The sequence below is a fragment of the Polynucleobacter sp. MG-27-Goln-C1 genome, from assembly GCF_018881905.1.
Lineage (GTDB): Bacteria > Pseudomonadota > Gammaproteobacteria > Burkholderiales > Burkholderiaceae > Polynucleobacter.
Genome location: NZ_JACVPM010000001.1, coordinates 57,332 through 76,374, shown reverse-complemented (window position 1 = coordinate 76,374; position 19,043 = coordinate 57,332). Strand labels below are relative to the sequence as shown.

Below are 19,043 nucleotides of genomic sequence, written 5' to 3'. Positions count from 1 at the left end.
TAACCCTTAATGACTAACTAATTTTTAACAGTGAGATTGTCGCTAAGCCATTGGCCTAATTGCGAGACATCATCCACATGAATCAGTGATGGCGCCTCTTTTAAAGTGCTCGGAGGATGCGCGCCATACGTTACAGCTACGGCATCTACGCCTGCATTGGCTGCCATATCTAAATCATGGGTTGTATCGCCAATCATCAACATGCGGCGCATTGGCACTTGCATGACATCCGAAAGCTCTAGAAGCATTCCAGGATGGGGCTTGGAAAAGGATTCGTCTGCTGTACGTGTTTCATGGAACATCTGCTCAAGCTGGTGGTGCTTTAAAGATCGATCTAATCCAACACGGGATTTACCTGTGGCAACACCTAAAAGGTAACCATCCTCGCGCAAACTGTGCAGCAACTCACGAATACCTGGAAATAGATCAAGCTCGTGATCTTTAGCGAGGTAGTGATAACGAAAACGTTCGGTTAATTTTGGGAAATGTGCCGGCTCAATCCACGGCACCGCTCTTCTCAGCGAATCCTGAATACCTAAGCCGATAACAGAGCTAGCCAAAGTATCATCAGGCTCCTTGAAACCCAAATCGCGACACGCTTGCTGAATACAATCCACGATTGTCGGCGTGGAATCCATAATGGTTCCATCCCAATCCCACACAATCAGGTCGTAACGTCTATCGGGCTTTTGCTCTTCAAGCATTGTTAGGCACTTCAAAAGTTTTCATCATCGCTGTAAATTCAGCAGGTAGGGGTGATTCGATACGCATTTTCTCGCCAGTACGTGGATGAGTAAAGCCAGCTAAATGGGCATGTAGATAAAGGCGCTTGGATTTCACAATCTTGTCCTGATCTTCAAAGCCGTACTTATCGTCACCCAAAATCGAGTGTCCTAGTTTTTGGAGATGTACGCGGATTTGGTGGGTACGCCCGGTTTTCAATTGAGCCTCAGCCAAGGTAATAGCTAGCTCTCCGCGCTTCATTACTTTGGTAACACGCAAAGCGGTATGACTTGGTAGACCATCTGGATCAACCCGAACACGACGCTCGCCATTGGCCAATAAGTATTTATGTAATGCAAACTTGAGTTGCATCGTGCCCGCACCCTGAGCAATTTCCCCATGGGCTAGCAAGTAATAACGCTTATCTGTTTGCCCTTCGCGGATTTGGCGATGTAATTCCACCAGAGCACTGCGCTTCTTTGCCAAAAGTAAGACACCCGAGGTATCTCGATCTAAACGATGGACCAATTCCAAGAATTTGAGCTCAGGGCGGGTAATGCGCAGAGTCTCAATAACGCCTAGAGCGATACCTGAACCACCATGAACTGCCAAACCTGCTGGTTTATTGACTATTAGTAACGCTTCATCTTCAAACAAAATAGGCATTTTGTCGGAATATCCCTGCGCCCGTGACTTGGTTTGGGCGGTATTGACTGCCGCCATTTGGGCGGGCTCGGCGATCCGAACTGGAGGAACTCGAACCACATCCCCCTCAATTAAACGCGTAGTTGGCTCAGCTCTTTTCTTGTTCACCCGGACTTCGCCAGAGCGAATAATCCGGTAAACGTGGCTTTTGGGGACCCCTTTAGCCCAACGCAAGAGGTAGTTATCCAAGCGCTGGCCAGCCTCTTCTGGACCAATGGTCTGGAGGTGGACGGCGGCCGGAGCGGTGGTTTTTACCTGTGAAGGCTTGGAAATGGGTTCGGATTTCATGATTTATCTCTCTTGTCGCCTCGACAGGGGTCGACAAGGGACTTAACAATACCCCATTGTCGTTCAACTTGTGCCGTATAATCAACGCTCTAGCCAATTTATTGGCCCGAGACTAACCTGATTCAGGTTCGAATCGTGGAGCTTGGAGTCGCCCTTAATAGACTCCCGGGGTTGCCCCTCCCCCGTTGTAATGAGGCGCAGGGTTGGTGTGCCGTATGCCGCGACCCGCGATTAGAAGACAGTTTTCAGGCGCGCGCCTGCATTGATGACCTAAAGGAGGTCTCTGCGGCGATCGTCAAGTGTGGCACCGGTTTAACAACATTGAACTTGGTGTACCAGGCAAGAAATGCCTGGACTTGCTTGATCCACACTCCAAAGCCGCCAATGGGCTATGCCCCAAGCGGTATATAACCTGTCCCTAACGCAGCGCGCAACGACGCACTCCCAATAGGAGAGTGTTATGAAACGCATGTTATTTAATGCAACTCAACAAGAAGAGTTGCGAGTTGCCATCGTCGATGGTCAAAAACTCATCGATATCGATATCGAAGCTGCCGGTCGTGAACAACGCAAAGGCAATATTTACAAAGGTGTTATTACCCGCATTGAGCCCTCGCTCGAAGCTTGCTTTGTAAATTACGGCGAAGAACGTCATGGCTTCCTGCCATTTAAAGAAGTTGCCCGCACCTACTTCAAAGAAGGCATTGATGTCCGTAATGCCTCTATTAAAGAAGCTTTACGCGAAGGCCAAGAAATCATTGTTCAGGTAGAAAAAGAAGAGCGTGGCCAAAAAGGCGCCGCCCTCACCTCTTTTGTCTCTCTAGCAGGTCGCTATTTGGTATTAATGCCAAATAACCCTCGTGGAGGTGGCGTTTCTCGTCGCATTGAAGGTGAAGACCGTCAAGAGCTCCGTGAAGCAATGTCCCAATTACAAGTACCAGATGGCATGAGCATCATTGCTCGTACAGCTGGTATTGGCCGTGACGCTACTGAATTGCAATGGGACTTAAGCTATCTCATGCAGTTGTGGACAGCGATTGATGAGGCCGCTAAAGGCAACTCAGCACCGCTATTGATCTACCTCGAGTCCAGCTTAGTGATTCGTGCGATTCGTGATTACTTCCAACCAGATATTGGTGAGATCCTCATCGATACGGACGACATCTACGAGCAAGCTGCGGCATTTATGTCCGTAGTGATGCCGGATAATCTGCCAAGAGTGAAGCGTTACCAGGACGATGTTCCATTGTTCTCTCGCTTCCAAATTGAGCATCAGATTGAAACTGCTTACTCACGTACTGTGCCATTGCCATCTGGCGGCGCAATTGTGATTGACCACACTGAAGCCTTGGTTTCAGTTGACGTTAACTCTGCACGCGCAACCCGCGGCTCTGACATTGAAGAGACTGCTACTCGTACCAACTTAGAAGCTGCCGATGAAATTGCCCGTCAAGCGCGTTTACGTGACTTGGGTGGCTTAATCGTGATCGACTTCATTGATATGGAGTCGAGCAAGGCACAGAAGGATGTTGAGAATCGTTTACGCGATGCTCTACGTCATGACCGTGCTCGCGTTCAAATGGGCAAGATCTCCAAGTTTGGCTTGATGGAGATGTCACGCCAGCGTTTACGCCCTGCCCTCTCTGAAGGCAGCCACGTAACCTGCCCACGCTGTAATGGCACAGGCCATATCCGCGATACTGAATCCTCTGCATTGCAAGTCTTGCGCATCATCCAAGAAGAGGCAATGAAAGAGAATACTGCCGCCATTCATAGTCAAGTTCCAGTCGAAGTGGCTGCATTCTTGCTCAATGAGAAGCGCGCTGAAGTCATCAAGATTGAGACACGCTTCAAAGTCAATGTCTTGATGATTCCAAACAAGCATTTAGAAACTCCACATTACAAGCTTGAGCGTTTGCGTCATGACGATCCACGTCTTGATGATCAAAAAGCGAGTTATGTGATGGCTGAAGAAGCTGCTGCCGAACTCGAGACTGATACTGCAGTCAGCCGTAAAGATGCGGACGTTAAAGTTCGCCCTGAAGCTGCTGTTAAAGGTATTACGCCAAATGCACCAGCACCAGTAAGTCAGCCACGTCCTGCGCGTACTGAAAAAGCGAATGCTGAAACTGCAAGCACTGGTGGATTCTTCGGATTCATTAAGAGCCTATTCTCTTCAGCGCCTGCGCCAGAAGTGAAACCTGCTCCTAGCGCACCACGTGGCCGCAATCAAAACAATCGTAACGGCAATAACCGCAATCGCGGTCGTCGTGGCGAACGTAACGATCGTGCTGAGCGTCCAGCCGAAGGTGCAGTAAGCACTGAAGGTGGAAATGCTCCACGCGAAGCGGGTGCCGGTAGAGGTCGTCAAGATGGTCGTAACCGCAACGGAAATAACGGCAATCGCAACCAGAACAATCAAAATCCAAAACCAGAAAATCAAGCTGCGGTAACTCCTGCAACTGAGGCTGCTCCTGGTACTGATGCAGCACCAAGTGCGGATGGCGAAGAGCGTCGTGGTCGTGGTCGCAACCGTCGTGGTCGTGGCCGTGGTCAACGTGGCGAGCGCACTGAGTCCAACGGTGATGCAGCAATTGCTTCTGTTGTTGCAATAGCAACTTCATTCTCAGGCCCACCAGTAGGAATGGCTGGAGCGTCTGCTTCAATGCCGATTCAGAATATTGCTCAAAGCTTTGGAAATACTGTTGCGCCTGTAGCCTCTAACGAAGTAAAAGAGCGCGCACCCCGCGCACCTAGAGAGCCAAGAGAGCAACGTGCACCACGTCAAAGCAATCGCCCTGATAACGCTGCCACAACTCCTGCCCCACAGGCAGCAGCTAAGCCAGCGCCAGCTATTGAGGTAATTGCAAAGCCGATGCCTGAGCTTCCTAAGGTTGCCTTCCAGGCACTCGAGGAAACTCCATTGCATAGCGTCGTTCAATCTGCTGGCATGGTTTGGGTAGCTACAGACTCAAGCAAGCATCAAGAAGCGCAATCGCAAATCAAAGCTGAGCCAGAAATTTTGCCAATGGGCAGAACTCCTAAAGCTCCGGTTAGCTTGCAAAATGGTCCAATGGTTTTAGTTGAAACCGGCGGCCAAGAAAAAACGGTTTAATCCAATTTCTCCAGACTGCTATTTATCCCACAAGGATATTTGGCAGTTTGGCAGAAACACCGTTTCACAGCCATAATTAGGCATGGTTGAAAAAGTAATCCCCATACGTTTAGATGAAGGTAAAGGCCTTGCGCCGTCCATTCCTGGACAGCTTGTTGCCGCTAATACTTCAACTAAAGATACTCGGGGACGTCCTCTACGTGATTTACGAATCTCCGTAACCGATCGATGCAATTTCCGCTGCACCTATTGCATGCCCAAGGAAATCTTCGACAAAGACTATCCCTATCTCTCTCATAATGAATTACTCAGCTTTGAAGAGATCACTCGCTTAACGAATATCTTTGCTTCTCTAGGCGTGGAAAAAATTCGTCTGACTGGTGGTGAGCCTTTGCTACGTAAAAATCTCGAAGTGCTGATTGAGATGCTAGCGAAGATTCGCACTACAGCAGATCAACCCCTTGATCTAACGCTCACTACCAATGGCAGTATTTTGCGTAAGAAGGCAGCTGCATTAAAAGCAGCAGGCTTGCATCGCTTAACCATTAGCCTTGATGGCTTGAATGATGATGTCTTCAAGAAAATGAATGATGTCGACTTCCCAGTCACCGATGTACTCGACGGAATTGCTGCAGCTCAAGAAGTGGGCTTCACTAATCTCAAAGTCAATATGGTTGTTAAGAAGGGTACAAACGATCAAGAGATTATTGGCATGGCCAAGCACTTCAAAGGTAGCGGTGTAACACTGCGCTTTATTGAATTCATGGATGTAGGTAGCTCTAACGGTTGGGATATGTCGCAAGTACTTCCCTCACAAGAAGTGGCCAATCGCATTAATGCCGTCTTCCCGATAGAGCCTATTGAGGCCAACTATCCCGGTGAAGTGGCTCAGCGCTGGCGCTATGTTGATGGCTCCGGCGAAATTGGTTTTATCTCTAGCGTCACGCAAACTTTTTGTCACGAGTGCACGCGTGCTCGCATCTCTACAGATGGTCAGCTCTATCTTTGCCTATTTGCAAACGAAGGTTTTGATTTCAAAACGCTATTGCGCTCCGATAGAAGTGATTTAGAAATTGCCAACGCCATCATGTCCACATGGTCTGGACGCAATGATCACTATTCAGAAATTCGGGGATCCAATACTGCTGGATCAAAATCCGCTCGAAAAGTAGAAATGTCTTACATCGGCGGCTAATGATTACTTCAGCACAAATTACGGGACTTATTCTGGCAGGTGGCCGCGCCCAAAGAATGGGCGGCATTGATAAGGGCTTAATCCCCTTTCATGGCAAACCCCTCATTGAATCTGCTATCAGTCGACTCAAGCCCCAGGTCAGCACCATTCTGATTAATGCTAACCGCAGCATTACGAAGTATTCGTATTATGGCTACCCAGTGCTCATGGATGAAACGCCAGATTTCTCTGGCCCCTTAGCTGGATTCTCGGTTGGTCTAAAGCATTGCAAAACATCCTACCTACTGACATCACCTTGTGACTCACCTCTATTGCCAACGGATCTTGCCAAAACGATGTCAGCCGAGCTGGAAGACAATAATTTAGAGCTCGTCTTTGCCTCCTCCAAAGAGGCTGATGGAAAGGTTTGGTCGCAACCCGTTTTCTGTTTAATGAAAACCAGCCTGCAAGATTCTTTGAATGCTTTTTTAAGCAAAGGGGATTTGAAGATTGATCGCTGGTTTAAAGAGTTACGTTCTGGCACTGTGGTTTTTGAAAACCCGCAATCATTTGCCAACGTTAATACCCCGGAAGAGTTGGCTGCCCTAGAAAAAGTATCGTCATGACAGATTTAATGAAGCACTCTCCCAATAGCCCCATTCTTTTGACCGCCTCTCTCCATGTGGACGAAGCACGCAAGGCAATCGCCGGTCTCGTTAATGAATTGATTCAGGAGTCTCGCAAGCTGAATAACGCGAGTGATATTGAGTTGGTCACATTGGATCAAGCGATCAACCGCATTTTGGCAGAAGACTTACTCTCCCCGATTGATGTCCCCGCTGCTGATAACTCTGCGATGGATGGCTTCGCTTTTAATGGTGATTGCTTGGGAAATAATGAAACCGTAATTACCTTGAAGATTGTTGGCACAGCCTATGCTGGCAAACCTTATGAGGGGGCTATTGGTCTGGGTGAATGTATCAAGATCATGACTGGCGCACTCATGCCTCATGACTGCGATACCGTCATACCTCAAGAATTTACAGAATCTGCAAATGAGTCAGCTGTAGGTTTTAAGCAAAATCAAGTGAAGCGCGGAGAGAATCGTCGCTTACGTGGCGAAGACTTGCAAAGCGGAAAAGCTGCTATTGCAGCCGGTCGTTTATTGCGACCATCCGATCTTGGTCTAGCTGCTTCGCTGGGTATTGCGAGCCTTAAAGTACATCGCAAACTCAAAGTTGCTATTCTTTCCTCTGGAGATGAGCTGCGCCCACTTGGGCAGGCCCTAGACCTCGGCAGCATTTATGACAGCAATCGTTACAGCCTGACTGGTCTACTCAATCGCCTTAATTTAGAAATCATTGATTGCGGCATTGTGCGCGATGATCCCACCTCACTTAAAGCTGCCTTTATGGATGCCGCCTCTAAAGCGGATGTTCTGATTTCTTCTGGCGGAGTCTCCGTTGGCGAAGCAGACTTTACCAAGCAAATCATGCAGGATTTGGGCGATGTAGGATTTTGGAAAATTGCTATGCGTCCAGGTCGTCCCATGGCCTTTGGAATGCTCAAGCCAGTTGAAGGGTCTAGCCGAAAAACCCTCTTCTTTGGTCTGCCCGGAAATCCCGTTGCAGTCATGGTGACCTTCTACCAATTTGTCCGCTCCGCTTTGTTGCAACTGAATGGTGCAAGCCAGACTGAGCCACCAATGACTCAAGCGATTGCCGAGGCGCCGATTCGGAAAAAGCCCGGTCGGACTGAGTTTCAGCGCGCTATTGTGGGGCGCGGCCCAGATGGAAAGCCTACAGTCAAACTAACTGGCAGCCAAGGCGCCGGAATTTTGCGATCCATGAGCGAGGCAAATTGTTTTGTAATCCTACCCCATGACCAAGGAAATGTTGCCGCTGGTGACTGGGTAGATGTGGCGCTTTTCGACGGACTGCTTTAAGATTGCACCTCATGAAACTCACCAAAAAAGAAATTGTCTACGTAGATCCAATGCATACCGCCAAAACCCTGGTTTTGGTTTATCTCTGCTTCTCCGTACCGATTGTGTTGTTGGCCTTGTTTGTGGCCTTCATTCGTGACGGTGCTATTCCTGGATTTACCGTTCTCTCCGCACTGATCCTCAATGCTTTACTGGGTTTTGCTTTGCTTTGGATTGCCTGCAAGGTATACAACTGGGTAGCAGGTAAATTTGGTGGGATTGAGCTTGCTCTTCGCGAGCTCCCAGAAGAAATCGAAGCCGACTAATCACTCTGTCGACTTCGTTTCATTTCTTAAGCCTGACTTTTACCCGCTAGTACTTCAGCATTAATTAAGCTTGGTGGCTTTTTTCCATCAAGGGCTGCTCGTAGATTTTCTACTGCGAGATCTACCATCGCTCTTCGTGTCTTTTCTGTAGCGCTCGCAATGTGCGGAGCCAACACAATATTGCTGCACTTGAGTAACTCTGGATGCACTTGAGGTTCACCCTCAAAAACATCTAAGCCAGCTGCAAAGATCTTGCCACTTTGCAATGCTTGTGCCAAAGCCACATCATCCACAATACCGCCGCGGGCAATATTAATCAGGGTTGCAGTCGGTTTCATCATCGCAATTTCTGCAGCAGCAATCGTATGGTGATTTTGCGCGGTGTAAGGCAGCACCAACACCACATGATCAGCAGTGCGGAGTAATTCTTCTTTTGAAACATAAGTGGCACCACAAGCTTTTTCATCAGCATCAGAAAGATGGCTGCGGTTGTGATAAATCACCTTCATCCCAAAACCTAAAGCGCGCTTAGCGATCCCTTGACCAATACGACCCATACCAATAATGCCAACAGTGCTGTGATGCAAATCCATGCCGAGTGGGTTATTCACAATCGACCATTGATCCCACTTACCTGCTCGCACCCAATGCTCCGATTCCACAATACGTCTAGCAGTTGCCATCAATAAAGCAAAGCCAAAATCTGCTGTGGTATCCGTAAGAACATCAGGGGTATTGGTAGCCATGACACCAGCAGCGGTAATCGCTGGGACATCAAAATTGTTATAGCCGACAGAGATATTGGCAACTACCTTCAGGTTTTTAGCCTGAGCGAGGGCAGCAGCATCGATTCGCTCACTACCTGCAACTAAAGCCCCCTCCACCCCTGAGAGTGCCTTTTGAAGCTCTTCTGGGGTCAATATCTTGTCGGACTGGTTAGAGTGAACCTCATAGGATTCCTCTAATTTGGCTAGGGCCTCAGGAAATATGGCCCTTGCGACCAAAATCTTTGGTTTGGAATGGCTTGTGGAGGTATTGATTGGAGTGTTCATAGCGTGACTTTACCTCAAGTAAATTGGGGCTTTTGCCTGAAAAATAGGCTGATTCGGCTAAAATTGAGTTTTTATAACTTGGCAGTCCATTAATCCGGACTCCTCACCTGTACACCATCATGACTTACGTTGTTACCGAAGCCTGTATCCGTTGCAAATACACTGATTGCGTTGATGTCTGCCCAGTCGATTGTTTTCGCGAAGGCCCTAACTTTTTAGTTATCGATCCAGATGAATGTATTGATTGCGCAGTCTGCGTGCCTGAGTGCCCAGTCAATGCGATTTACGCCGAAGATGATGTACCGGGAGACCAACAGGCATTCATTAAGTTGAATGCCGACCTATCTCCTTCATGGACATCCATCACCAAATCCAAAGCCGCTCTTCCAGAAGCAGAAGAGTGGAAAGACGTTAAAAACAAACTTGACCAACTGGTAAAGTAAATTGCACTCCCCCATTGAAACCGATGCAGTCATTATTGGCGCCGGTCCGGTGGGGCTCTTCCAAGTCTTCGAGCTTGGTCTCCTAGAAATTAAAGCGCATGTCATCGACTCCCTGCCCGAGGTAGGTGGTCAATGCATCGAACTCTATCCAGATAAACCGATTTACGACATTCCGGCGATTCCGGTTTGCACTGGTCGCGAGCTGGTTGCTAATCTGCTTAAACAAATTGAGCCATTCAAGCCACAGTTCCACCTAAATCAAGAGGTCTCCACCCTTGAGAAGCAGGCTGATGGCCGCTTTCTGATTCGCACATCCCAAGATCAACAATTTTTGAGTAAAGCTATTTTTATTGCTGCCGGCGTTGGCGCATTTCAACCGCGCACACTTAATCTGGATGGCATTGAGGCATTTGTAGATAGCCAAGTTTTTTATCGAGTCAGAAATCCTGAGCAATTTATAGGTAAGCGTGTGGTGATTTGTGGCGGCGGAGATTCTGCACTCGACTGGGCATTACATTTCGCTGATCAAGCGGCCAGTGTGACCCTTATTCACCGCAGAGATGAATTCAAAGCAGTGCCTCAATCTATCACTAAGATGCGCGCGCTTTGCGCAGCCGGCAAGATGCAACTCATCATCGGACAAATTACCGGCCTTGAATCCTCCAATGACAAACTCATTGGTATTGCCGTCACCAACATTGATGGTGAAGTTCAAAACATTGCCTTAGATGCGCTCTTATTGTTTTATGGCCTCTCCCCGAAATTAGGTCCAATTGCTGACTGGGGCTTGGATATTGATCGCAAGCAAATTGCTGTGGATACCGCCTGCTTTCAGACCAATACGCCCGGTATTTACGCCGTTGGCGATATCAATATCTACCCAGGCAAGAAAAAACTGATTCTGTCAGGCTTTCATGAGGCAGCCTTGGCGGCATTTGCGGCAGCAGCCTATATAGCCCCTGAAAAGCAGATTCAACTCCAGTACACCACCACCTCTCCAAAGCTGCATAAAGCGCTTGGGGTGAGCCCACCAACATTCGAGTAAGCTCTTAATATCACTGAATCATTTAGCTGAATATACCTATGCGTCAATATCACAATCTTATGAAGGAAGTCCTCGAAAAGGGCGTCCAAAAATCCGATAGAACCGGAACCGGAACGATCTCTATCTTTGGCCACCAGATGCGCTTTAATCTGGCTGAAGGCTTTCCGATGGTCACTACCAAGAAATTGCATCTCAAATCCATCATCTTGGAATTGCTCTGGTTTCTCAAAGGTAGCACCGATAACAACTGGCTCAAAGAGCGTGGTGTTTCTATTTGGAATGAATGGGCAGCACCAGATGGTGACCTAGGTCCGATTTACGGCTATCAATGGCGTTCATGGCCTGCGCCTAATGGTCAGCATATTGATCAGATCGCAGAAGTTGTAGAGACCCTTAAAAAGAATCCAGATTCTCGTCGCATAATTGTTTCCGCATGGAACGTTGCCGATATTCCTCGTATGGCGTTGGCGCCTTGCCACGCCTTCTTTCAGTTCTACGTTGCCGATGGCAAGCTCTCTTGCCAACTCTATCAACGCAGCGCGGATATCTTCTTGGGCGTACCTTTTAATATCGCTAGCTATGCTTTGCTAACCCATATGATGGCGCAGCAATGCAATTTAGAAGTGGGTGACTTTGTATGGACTGGTGGCGACTGTCATCTCTACAGCAACCACTTAGAGCAAGTTGATCTTCAGCTATCCAGAGACTTCTTCCCGCTGCCTAAGCTCAATATTCTACGTAAGCCAGATTCCATCTTTGATTATGAATTCGAAGATTTTGAAATCGCCGGCTACGAATCCCATCCCGCCATTAAAGCTCCTGTAGCTGTTTAAGAAATTAGATCCTCATGACTGCAACCAAGCACCCTGCCATATCGATGATTGTTGCCCGTTCACGTAATCACGTGATTGGCCGCGACAATCAAATGCCTTGGAAGATTTCTGCTGATTTGCAGTTCTTCAAAAAAGTAACAATGGGCCACCCCGTCATCATGGGTCGCAAGACTTGGGAGTCTATTGGTCGCCCGCTTCCTGGACGCCGCAATATCGTTGTGAGTCGCAACGCCAATCTCCAGTTGACTGGCGCGGAAGTAGTTAACTCACTCGATGCAGCACTCGCCACTTTGAATGAATTCCCCCGCGTATTTGTGATTGGTGGAGAGCAGCTCTTTACTCAAGCTTTTCCGATGGCAGATCGCCTTTACATCACCGAGATTGAAATCGATGTAGACGGTGGTGATACCTTCTTTGAGGTTCCCAATCCATCCGAATGGAAAGAAATTGAGCGTACTCCAGCATCTGAAGGTGAAATTACGTTTAATTTCATTACGCTTGAGCGTAAATAGAAAAATCGCACCCCATTAAAAGCTTTTTATTCAATCACCCACAACACCAAGGTTAAAAAATGCATCTTTTAAGCCGCATCACTCTCGCATCCATCTGTTTACTTTCCGCCGGCCAGATCGCTAGCGCCGCTGGGAATGCTGACACCATTTTTTATGGTGGCGATATTGTCACAATGAATAAGGCCCAGCCTACAGCAGAGGCTGTAGCTATTCAGGGTGGCAAGATCACTAAGGTCGGCTCTTTATCCCAAGTTAAAAGCTTACAAGGTAAAGACACCAAGCTTATCAATCTGAATGGTCAAACCTTAATGCCAGGTTTTGTTGAGCCACATGTACATATCTTTGGCACAGCATTTTCAGAAGAGCTTTGGCAAAACATGTCCAACTTCGAGATGCCGCATGACACCTTAGACAGTTTGGTTGCAAAACTGACAACGTATAGCAAGAATGTTAAAGATGGAGAGTGGATCACTGCGTTCGGTGTTGATCCCTCAAGGACCGATCCATTCATGGCTGAGTTGACGGCCGATATCTTGGATAAGGTATCTACGACTAAGCCAATCTTTGTCATGAATCAAAGTATGCACATTGCCTATGTAAACCATAAGGCTATGGAGATGGCAGGAATTACTGACTCCACTCCAGATCCCAAAGGTGGCAAATTGCTTAAAGATAGCAAGGGGCGTTTAACTGGCGTAGTTTATGAGGTACCAGCCTTCTATTTGTTCTTATCAAAGATGCCTGTACCTAACCAGGATTTAATTGAACAAGCGCTTGCAAAGGTTGGCCAGAAAATGGTGCGCAAGGGTGTTACCACTTCAGCAGAAATTTCTCTCGGCGGTTACCTTGGTGTTGATAAAGAAAATGCTTTATTAAACGACATGACTCACAGCGGGAAGCTTCCAGTTCGCGTCAGGGGATATATGTACTCAAATGCATATCCACTGACTAACAATAGCTATAAGCCAGGTCAGGGTGATGATGTCTATAAGCTTATTGGCGTCAAGATTGTGTCTGATGGATCCGACCAAGGTCTCACTGGCGCAATGATTCAACCCTACGCATATCCTGCGGGAACTACAAATACAGGCAGCCTCAACTTTACTGAGCAAGAACTCTATGATCTTGCTAAACCAAGATTTGATCAGGGCTGGCAAATCTCTGTGCATTCCAATGGCGATAGAGCAATTGAGCAGACTCTCAATGTATTTCAGAAACTAGTTACCAAGCCAAGTGATGCCAAGACTAGATTAAGAATTGAGCACTTCACTGTACCTACTGAGGCACAGATCACAAAAGCAGCAAAATTAGGTGTTGTTCCTGGCTTCACTATTGGACATACAGATTATTGGGGCGAAGCTTTTCATGACCACCTGCTTGGGCCTGAGAGAGCTAATCGTATTGACGCAAGCGCTAGCTTGATAAAGAATGGCATGCATTTTGCGTACCATAGCGACTCTCCTGTTTCTCCTATCCACCCATTGAAGTACGCTTCTGAGGGCGCCTCAAGACTTTGGCAAGTAGCGCCGCAAAAGGTATTAAATGCTAATGAAAAGGTATCCATTAATGATGCGTTAAAAGCGGTCACTATTGATGCCGCTTATCAACTGAAGATGGATGACAAGGTTGGATCAGTTCAGGCGGGTAAATATGCTGACTTCGCTATCGTGAATCAGAACCCCATGAAAACGGATGCCTACAAGATTAGAGATATTGAAGTGAATGAAACCTGGGTTAATGGACAGCAGGTATTTAAGAAGCAGTAAGGATTTTTATTTCTGCCCTTATAAGAAAAGCCACCCTAGGGTGGCTTTTCTTTATCTGCAATTGATGCGGCGCTTTTGGCAACCTAGCCTTAAAGCTTCTTAGCAAAACTATATTGTGCAAATGCTTGCTCTGCCACGTTAAACCACTGCGCTTCCATGTTTCTAAAAGCTCGATAGTCTTCGAAGATTTTCTTAAACTGAGGATTCTTGGCAGACTCTTCAGCATAGGTTTCTTGGCTAGCCTTAAAGCAGGCATCCATTACTGAGGTATTGAACTTACGTAATACTGCGCCACCCTGAACAAGGCGTTGTAATGCCGGTGGATTCAAAGCATCGTACTTGGCGCACATATCCGTGTGGGCTTCAAAACACGCTGCCTGCCATGCTGCTTGGTATGCAGGTGGTAATGAATCCCACTGCTTCTTATTTACCAAGAATGAGAGGCCGGCCGCTCCTTCCCAGAATGCTGGGTAGTAATAGTTCTTGGCGACCTTAGCTAGACCCAATTTCTCATCATCGTAAGGACCCACAAATTCAGCGGCATCAATCGTGCCTTTTTCTAGGGCAGAATAAATTTCACCAGCAGGCAACTGTTGTGGCACTACACCTAACTTGGCAAGCACCTGTCCAGCAAAGCCAGCGATACGGAATTTAAGTCCCTTGAGGTCCTCTGGAGACTTGATCTCTTTGCGGAACCAGCCACCCATCTGAGTACCAGTTTGTCCGCCCAAGAAGTTCACAATGTTGTAACTGGCATAGAGCTCACGCATCAACTTCATGCCATTGCCATGCAACATCCAAGCAGATTGCTGGCGTGCTGTCATGCCAAATGGCGCGGCCGTATCAAAAATAAATGCGCTGTTCTTACCCAAGTAGTAATAGCTGGCGGTATGACCACATTCCACCGTACCGTTTTGAACCGCATCCAATACTTGCAAGGCCGGCACTACTTCTCCGGCAGCAAACACTTTGACATTGAACTTGCCATCAGTAGCTTTACGCAGAGCATTGGCAAATACCTCTGGGGTGCCATACAAAGTATCCAATGATTTAGGAAAGCTCGAGACCAAACGCCAATTGAGTGTTGGTAAGCTCTGTGCAATGGATGGAGCCGCTAATGCTGCCGCACCTGCACCGATAGTGGCTTTCTTTAAAAAGGAACGTCTTTGCATTTTCTTCTCCTCCAAAATTATTTACCACCAACCGTCATAGATCCAATCAGAATAGAACCCGTTTCTTTGGTTCCGCGGATTAATGAATCACTACCAATCATCTGAATATCCATCAACATATCGCGTAAGTTGCTCGCAATCGTAATTCCTTCCACTGGATACTGAATCTCACCGTTCTCTACCCAGTAACCAAAAGCGCCACGAGAGTAATCACCAGTGACATAGTTCACGCCCTGCCCCATGAGCTCAGTAACCAACAAACCTGTACCCATCTCTTTAAGGAGCGCGGGCAATCCACCCTTAGGCGTCTTGCGACTTTGTAATGTCAGGTGATGAGAGCCACCAGCGTTACCAGTAGTTTTCATGCCAAGTTTTCTGGCAGAGTAAGTGGATAAGAAATAGCCTTGCAGTACGCCCTTATCGACTACCGTCCTTGCGCTTGTCTTCACGCCCTCTTCATCAAACGGCGCACTACCTGTCATCGACTTCAGATGAGGGTTTTCAAAAAGACTAACGTGCTTTGGTAAGACTTGTTTACCCAAGCTATCCAACAAAAAACTGGAGCGACGATACAAAGCGCCCCCGGATACCGCCTGCACCAATCCACCCAATAGGCCTGCAGCTAAAGGCGCCTCAAAAATCACCGGGCAGCGTCGAGTAGTTAGTGACCTTGCCTTAAGACGTGAGAGCGCACGCTCTGCTGCGTACTTACCAATCGCGGCCGGATCAGCTAACTCTTCAGGGATGCGTGAACTGGAATACCAGTCATCTCGTTGCATAAGTGACTTCTTGCCACCTTCATTTGCAATCGGTGCGCAAGAAATATAGTGGCGTGAGAATGGATAGCCACCCATAAACCCATGACTAGTTCCCATCATGAAATGCGCATGATGTGCGGATACCGAAGCACCATCGCTGTTTTTAATTTGTTTACTGACCGCAAAGGCAGCACCTTCAGCAGTACGTGCAATATCAATTGCTGTTGCCGAATCCAAATCCCATGGATGAAATAAATCCAGATCAAGCGGATGTTTTTCTAGGAGTGATTTTTCAGCAGGGCCGGCACAAAGATCTTCAGCCGTATGCTGGGCAATATGGTACGCAGCCTCAACTGTCGCCTTTAAAGAATCTTTAGAAAAATCACTCGTGCTGGCATTGCCGCGACGATGGCCTAAAAAGACAGTAACGCCAACTTGTTTATCCAAGCTTTGCTCAATGGTTTCAACCTCGCCCTTGCGGACGGTGACGGAAAGACCTTGCCCCTCAGAAACCTCAGCTACAGCATCTGAGGCACCCCGCCTTTTGGCTTCTGTGAGCATGAAATCAATGATTTCTTGAAACTGATTTGATGAGTATGTAAACATGCCCTAATAATAGCTAGAATAGAAACATGAAGCATACCGAAGCCTGGAAAAGATCCTCCCCAAACGAAATCAAAATTGGTCTAATCTCGATCTCTGATAGAGCGAGTAAGGGCGTCTATACCGACGAGGGCATCCCTGCCCTGCAAATGTGGCTTCAGACCGCTATTAGTACCCCCTGCGTCTTTCATGAGCGCCTTATTGCAGATGAGCGGGAGATCATTACCGAAACCATCGTGGAACTGACCGACGATCTTGGCTGTGATTTAGTCCTCACCACAGGCGGCACAGGCCCCTCCCGTAGAGATGTAACCCCTGAGGCCACAATGGATGCCGGAACCCGGGAAATGCCCGGATTTGGCGAGCAAATGCGCCAAATTAGCCTGCGCTTTGTACCTACCGCCATTTTGTCCCGTCAAACAGCCGTTTTACGAGAAATCGATGGTCATACCGCCCTAGTCATCAACTTGCCTGGCCAACCTAAATCAATCAAAGAAACACTTGAGGGATTAAAGGATGCCGAAGGCAAATCCATTGTTCCCGGCATCTTTGCTGCGGTCCCCTATTGCATTGACTTGATTGGTGGCCCCTATATCGAGACAGATGAATCTATCGTCAAGGCTTTTAGACCTAAGAGTGCAATTAAGAAATAAGGCGAACGGTCACTTTGAAAAGTAAAAAGGGTCTATTTCTAGACCCTTTTTTATTACTCATTACTCACCTTTAAATGCCAACTTACTCCGGCAAAGGAACGATAAACTTTTCTCGGTAGTACTTGAGCTCCTCAATAGATTCCTCAATGTCTGCCAAGGCGGTATGAGCCTGCTTCTTTGTAAAACCCTTTACCAGCTCAGGATGCCAGCGTTTGCAGAGCTCCTTGAGGGTGGAAACATCGATATTTCGATAATGAAAAAATGCCTCCAGCTGAGGCATGTATTTAGCCATGAAGCGGCGATCTTGGCCAATCGTATTGCCACACATTGGAGCGATACCGGGTTTGATGTATTTCTTAAGAAAGGCAATGCATTCAGCTTCGGCCGTGGCTTCATCTGTGGTTGATGCCTTGACCTTATCAATGAGACCAGAGCGTCCATGCGTGCCCTTATTCCAGGCATCCATCGCATCTAATAAGGCGTCGTCTTGGTGGACTACCCAAACAGGGGCAGTAGCAATGGTATTGAGGTATGCATCGGTCACGATCACGGCAATTTCCAAAATGCGCTCTTTTTCAGGGTCTAGGCCTGACATCTCCATATCCACCCAAATCAGGTGTTCATTGGCTGGCGCTACCTTTGGTGCGGGGGTACTTGTTTTTTCACTCATATCTATAATCATCTCATGACATTCACAATTGTTTTTCTAATCGCCTTCATCGCCAGCTTTGGTCTACGCCACTGGTTATCCCAACGCCAAATTCGTCACGTTGCACTTAATCGTGATGTGGTACCAGCTGAGTTCGCCTCTCAGATCTCTTTAGCCGAGCACCAAAAGGCTGCTGACTATACGATCGCTAAACTGCGCCTGGGTATTTTAGAGAATGGCTTCAGCGCAATTGTTTTGATGGGCTTCACGCTCTTGGGTGGCTTGCAAATTTTGAATTTCTCTCTTCTGCAGCTATTGGGAGAAGGTATTGCGCAGCAAATGGCGCTATTGATATCCATTGTCTTGATCTCCGGAATTATTGACCTACCCTTTTCCTGGTGCAAACAGTTTTATTTAGAAGAGCGCTTTGGTTTTAACCGCATGAATGCCAAACTCTTTTTTAGCGACATGTTCAAGGGCTTAGGTGTTGGTGGCGCAATTGGCACTCCACTCCTCTGGGTCATTCTCAGTTTAATGGCTCAAGCAGGTGACTTCTGGTGGCTATGGGCGTGGGGCGTTCTTACCGCCTTTAGCTTGTTAATGCAGTGGATATTTCCAACCTTTATTGCACCTATCTTTAATAAGTTTGAAGCACTAGAAGAAGGTGCACTAAAGACCCAAATTGAAGCTCTGTTGACGCGTTGTGATTTTGCAAGCCAAGGTCTATTTGTCATGGATGGCAGCAAACGTAGCGCCCATGGCAATGCATTTTTTGCTGGCATGGGTAAAGCCAAGCGTATCGTCTTTTTTGATACCTTGATTGAGAAACTCAATCCCGGTGAAGTGGAAGCCGTACTAGCTCATGAACTAGGCCACTACAAGTGCAACCATATCCGTAAACGTCTACTAGTTTCTTTTGCCTTGAGCTTTGCGACATTTGCACTCCTAGGTTGGATTAGTACTCAGCCTTGGTTCTACAGCGATCTTGGTGTAATGCCCAACCCTAATGGCTATAACGGTGGCCTGGCCTTAGCCCTCTTCATGTTGGTTTCGCCCGTCTTTAGCTTCTTCCTGACTCCGCTATCGAGCTTGGCATCACGTAAACATGAATACGAGGCGGATGGTTTTGCTGCAGATAAATCCTCTGCAAGCGATTTGATCTCCGCCTTAGTCAAACTCTATCAAGACAACGCATCGACCTTAACACCGGATCCGATCTATACCGCTTTTTATAGCTCACATCCTCCTGCTCCATTACGCATTGCCAATCTCAAGCGTTTTAACTGAGTAACCCGGAACATA

18 protein-coding genes are annotated in these 19,043 nt (G+C 47.5%); 12 read left to right on the top strand and 6 right to left on the bottom strand.

Annotated features, from left to right (window positions below):
• Window positions 1-17 precede the first annotated feature (17 nt).
• Together ICN14_RS00370 and ICN14_RS00365 are read right to left on the bottom strand one after the other, a co-directional pair.
• Complete coding sequence (locus ICN14_RS00370; protein WP_216224061.1) at window positions 18-704, bottom strand: HAD-IIIA family hydrolase; 687 nt, start codon at window positions 702-704, stop codon at window positions 18-20.
• The gene (locus tag ICN14_RS00365; RefSeq protein WP_216224060.1) at window positions 697-1,716 is read right to left on the bottom strand and encodes an RluA family pseudouridine synthase; all 1,020 of its coding nucleotides are present in this window, start codon (window positions 1,714-1,716) and stop codon (window positions 697-699) included. The genes ICN14_RS00370 and ICN14_RS00365 overlap by 8 nt, the downstream gene beginning before the upstream one ends.
• 460 nt (window positions 1,717-2,176) lie before the next feature.
• Here ICN14_RS00365 and ICN14_RS00360 point away from each other — a divergent pair, with 460 nt between their 5' ends.
• The 5 genes from ICN14_RS00360 to ICN14_RS00340 all read left to right on the top strand — a co-directional run bounded on the left by ICN14_RS00360 (window position 2,177) and on the right by ICN14_RS00340 (window position 8,255).
• A complete protein-coding gene (locus tag ICN14_RS00360; RefSeq protein ID WP_216224059.1) occupies window positions 2,177-4,831 on the top strand; it encodes an Rne/Rng family ribonuclease in 2,655 nt (884 codons plus the stop codon).
• 82 nt (window positions 4,832-4,913) lie between these two features.
• Window positions 4,914-6,026 (top strand): GTP 3',8-cyclase MoaA, encoded by a 1,113-nt coding sequence (gene moaA / locus ICN14_RS00355; protein WP_216224058.1) that lies wholly within the window; start codon window positions 4,914-4,916, stop codon window positions 6,024-6,026.
• On the top strand, window positions 6,026-6,631 hold the full coding sequence (mobA, locus tag ICN14_RS00350; protein WP_216224056.1) for a molybdenum cofactor guanylyltransferase MobA: 606 nt from the start codon (window positions 6,026-6,028) through the stop codon (window positions 6,629-6,631). The genes moaA and mobA overlap by 1 nt, the downstream gene beginning before the upstream one ends.
• 8 nt (window positions 6,632-6,639) lie before the next feature.
• Window positions 6,640-7,950, top strand: a complete 1,311-nt coding sequence (gene glp, locus ICN14_RS00345) for a gephyrin-like molybdotransferase Glp (RefSeq protein ID WP_216224927.1) — start codon at window positions 6,640-6,642, stop codon at window positions 7,948-7,950.
• A gap of 11 nt (window positions 7,951-7,961) precedes the next feature.
• Window positions 7,962-8,255, top strand: a complete 294-nt coding sequence (locus ICN14_RS00340; protein WP_215304809.1) for a hypothetical protein — start codon at window positions 7,962-7,964, stop codon at window positions 8,253-8,255.
• 26 nt (window positions 8,256-8,281) lie between these two features.
• Here the strand turns inward: ICN14_RS00340 and ICN14_RS00335 are convergent, their stop codons facing one another.
• On the bottom strand, window positions 8,282-9,307 hold the full coding sequence (locus ICN14_RS00335; RefSeq protein WP_216224055.1) for a D-glycerate dehydrogenase: 1,026 nt from the start codon (window positions 9,305-9,307) through the stop codon (window positions 8,282-8,284).
• Between the two features lie 119 nt (window positions 9,308-9,426).
• On the opposite strand from ICN14_RS00335, the gene fdxA reads away from it, so the two are divergent.
• Genes fdxA through ICN14_RS00310 form a run of 5 tightly spaced genes read left to right on the top strand, consistent with a single transcriptional unit; the run spans window position 9,427 to window position 13,906 of the window.
• Window positions 9,427-9,750, top strand: a complete 324-nt coding sequence (fdxA, locus tag ICN14_RS00330; protein ID WP_215333620.1) for a ferredoxin FdxA — start codon at window positions 9,427-9,429, stop codon at window positions 9,748-9,750.
• A gap of 1 nt (window position 9,751) precedes the next feature.
• Window positions 9,752-10,795: an NAD(P)/FAD-dependent oxidoreductase gene (locus tag ICN14_RS00325; RefSeq protein WP_216224053.1), complete on the top strand. Its 1,044-nt coding sequence runs from the start codon at window positions 9,752-9,754 to the stop codon at window positions 10,793-10,795.
• A 38-nt stretch (window positions 10,796-10,833) separates the two neighbouring features.
• Window positions 10,834-11,628: a thymidylate synthase gene (locus tag ICN14_RS00320; RefSeq protein ID WP_215301534.1), complete on the top strand. Its 795-nt coding sequence runs from the start codon at window positions 10,834-10,836 to the stop codon at window positions 11,626-11,628.
• Window positions 11,629-11,642: 14 nt separating this feature from the next.
• Window positions 11,643-12,140, top strand: coding sequence for a dihydrofolate reductase (locus ICN14_RS00315; protein WP_216224051.1), 498 nt, complete (start codon window positions 11,643-11,645; stop codon window positions 12,138-12,140).
• A gap of 59 nt (window positions 12,141-12,199) precedes the next feature.
• Window positions 12,200-13,906, top strand: a complete 1,707-nt coding sequence (locus ICN14_RS00310; protein ID WP_216224049.1) for an amidohydrolase — start codon at window positions 12,200-12,202, stop codon at window positions 13,904-13,906.
• A gap of 89 nt (window positions 13,907-13,995) precedes the next feature.
• Here ICN14_RS00310 and ICN14_RS00305 read toward each other — a convergent pair whose 3' ends face one another.
• A complete protein-coding gene (locus ICN14_RS00305) occupies window positions 13,996-15,078 on the bottom strand; it encodes a TRAP transporter substrate-binding protein (RefSeq protein WP_216180211.1) in 1,083 nt (360 codons plus the stop codon).
• A 17-nt stretch (window positions 15,079-15,095) separates the two neighbouring features.
• A complete protein-coding gene (pmbA, locus tag ICN14_RS00300; protein WP_216224048.1) occupies window positions 15,096-16,442 on the bottom strand; it encodes a metalloprotease PmbA in 1,347 nt (448 codons plus the stop codon).
• A gap of 26 nt (window positions 16,443-16,468) precedes the next feature.
• On the opposite strand from pmbA, the gene mog reads away from it, so the two are divergent.
• Entirely contained in the window at window positions 16,469-17,092 is a 624-nt protein-coding gene (mog, locus tag ICN14_RS00295; RefSeq protein ID WP_216224047.1) for a molybdopterin adenylyltransferase, read from the top strand.
• Between the two features lie 82 nt (window positions 17,093-17,174).
• Here the strand turns inward: mog and orn are convergent, their stop codons facing one another.
• Window positions 17,175-17,762, bottom strand: coding sequence for an oligoribonuclease (orn, locus tag ICN14_RS00290; protein ID WP_216224046.1), 588 nt, complete (start codon window positions 17,760-17,762; stop codon window positions 17,175-17,177).
• Between the two features lie 15 nt (window positions 17,763-17,777).
• Between orn and ICN14_RS00285 the strand changes: the two genes are divergently transcribed.
• Window positions 17,778-19,028 (top strand): M48 family metallopeptidase, encoded by a 1,251-nt coding sequence (locus ICN14_RS00285; RefSeq protein ID WP_216224045.1) that lies wholly within the window; start codon window positions 17,778-17,780, stop codon window positions 19,026-19,028.
• Window positions 19,029-19,043 lie beyond the last annotated feature (15 nt).

Coding starts and splice junctions, on each gene's coding strand:
- ICN14_RS00305 (WP_216180211.1), bottom strand. CDS start 15,078: ATGCAAAGACGTTCCTTTTTAAAGAAAGCCACTATCGGTGCAGGTGCG.
- mobA (WP_216224056.1), top strand. CDS start 6,026: ATGATTACTTCAGCACAAATTACGGGACTTATTCTGGCAGGTGGCCGC.
- ICN14_RS00285 (WP_216224045.1), top strand. CDS start 17,778: ATGACATTCACAATTGTTTTTCTAATCGCCTTCATCGCCAGCTTTGGT.
- ICN14_RS00310 (WP_216224049.1), top strand. CDS start 12,200: ATGCATCTTTTAAGCCGCATCACTCTCGCATCCATCTGTTTACTTTCC.
- fdxA (WP_215333620.1), top strand. CDS start 9,427: ATGACTTACGTTGTTACCGAAGCCTGTATCCGTTGCAAATACACTGAT.
- moaA (WP_216224058.1), top strand. CDS start 4,914: ATGGTTGAAAAAGTAATCCCCATACGTTTAGATGAAGGTAAAGGCCTT.
- ICN14_RS00370 (WP_216224061.1), bottom strand. CDS start 704: ATGCTTGAAGAGCAAAAGCCCGATAGACGTTACGACCTGATTGTGTGG.
- ICN14_RS00315 (WP_216224051.1), top strand. CDS start 11,643: ATGACTGCAACCAAGCACCCTGCCATATCGATGATTGTTGCCCGTTCA.
- ICN14_RS00320 (WP_215301534.1), top strand. CDS start 10,834: ATGCGTCAATATCACAATCTTATGAAGGAAGTCCTCGAAAAGGGCGTC.
- ICN14_RS00335 (WP_216224055.1), bottom strand. CDS start 9,307: ATGAACACTCCAATCAATACCTCCACAAGCCATTCCAAACCAAAGATT.
- mog (WP_216224047.1), top strand. CDS start 16,469: ATGAAGCATACCGAAGCCTGGAAAAGATCCTCCCCAAACGAAATCAAA.
- ICN14_RS00360 (WP_216224059.1), top strand. CDS start 2,177: ATGAAACGCATGTTATTTAATGCAACTCAACAAGAAGAGTTGCGAGTT.
- ICN14_RS00340 (WP_215304809.1), top strand. CDS start 7,962: ATGAAACTCACCAAAAAAGAAATTGTCTACGTAGATCCAATGCATACC.
- pmbA (WP_216224048.1), bottom strand. CDS start 16,442: ATGTTTACATACTCATCAAATCAGTTTCAAGAAATCATTGATTTCATG.
- ICN14_RS00365 (WP_216224060.1), bottom strand. CDS start 1,716: ATGAAATCCGAACCCATTTCCAAGCCTTCACAGGTAAAAACCACCGCT.
- orn (WP_216224046.1), bottom strand. CDS start 17,762: ATGAGTGAAAAAACAAGTACCCCCGCACCAAAGGTAGCGCCAGCCAAT.
- glp (WP_216224927.1), top strand. CDS start 6,640: ATGAAGCACTCTCCCAATAGCCCCATTCTTTTGACCGCCTCTCTCCAT.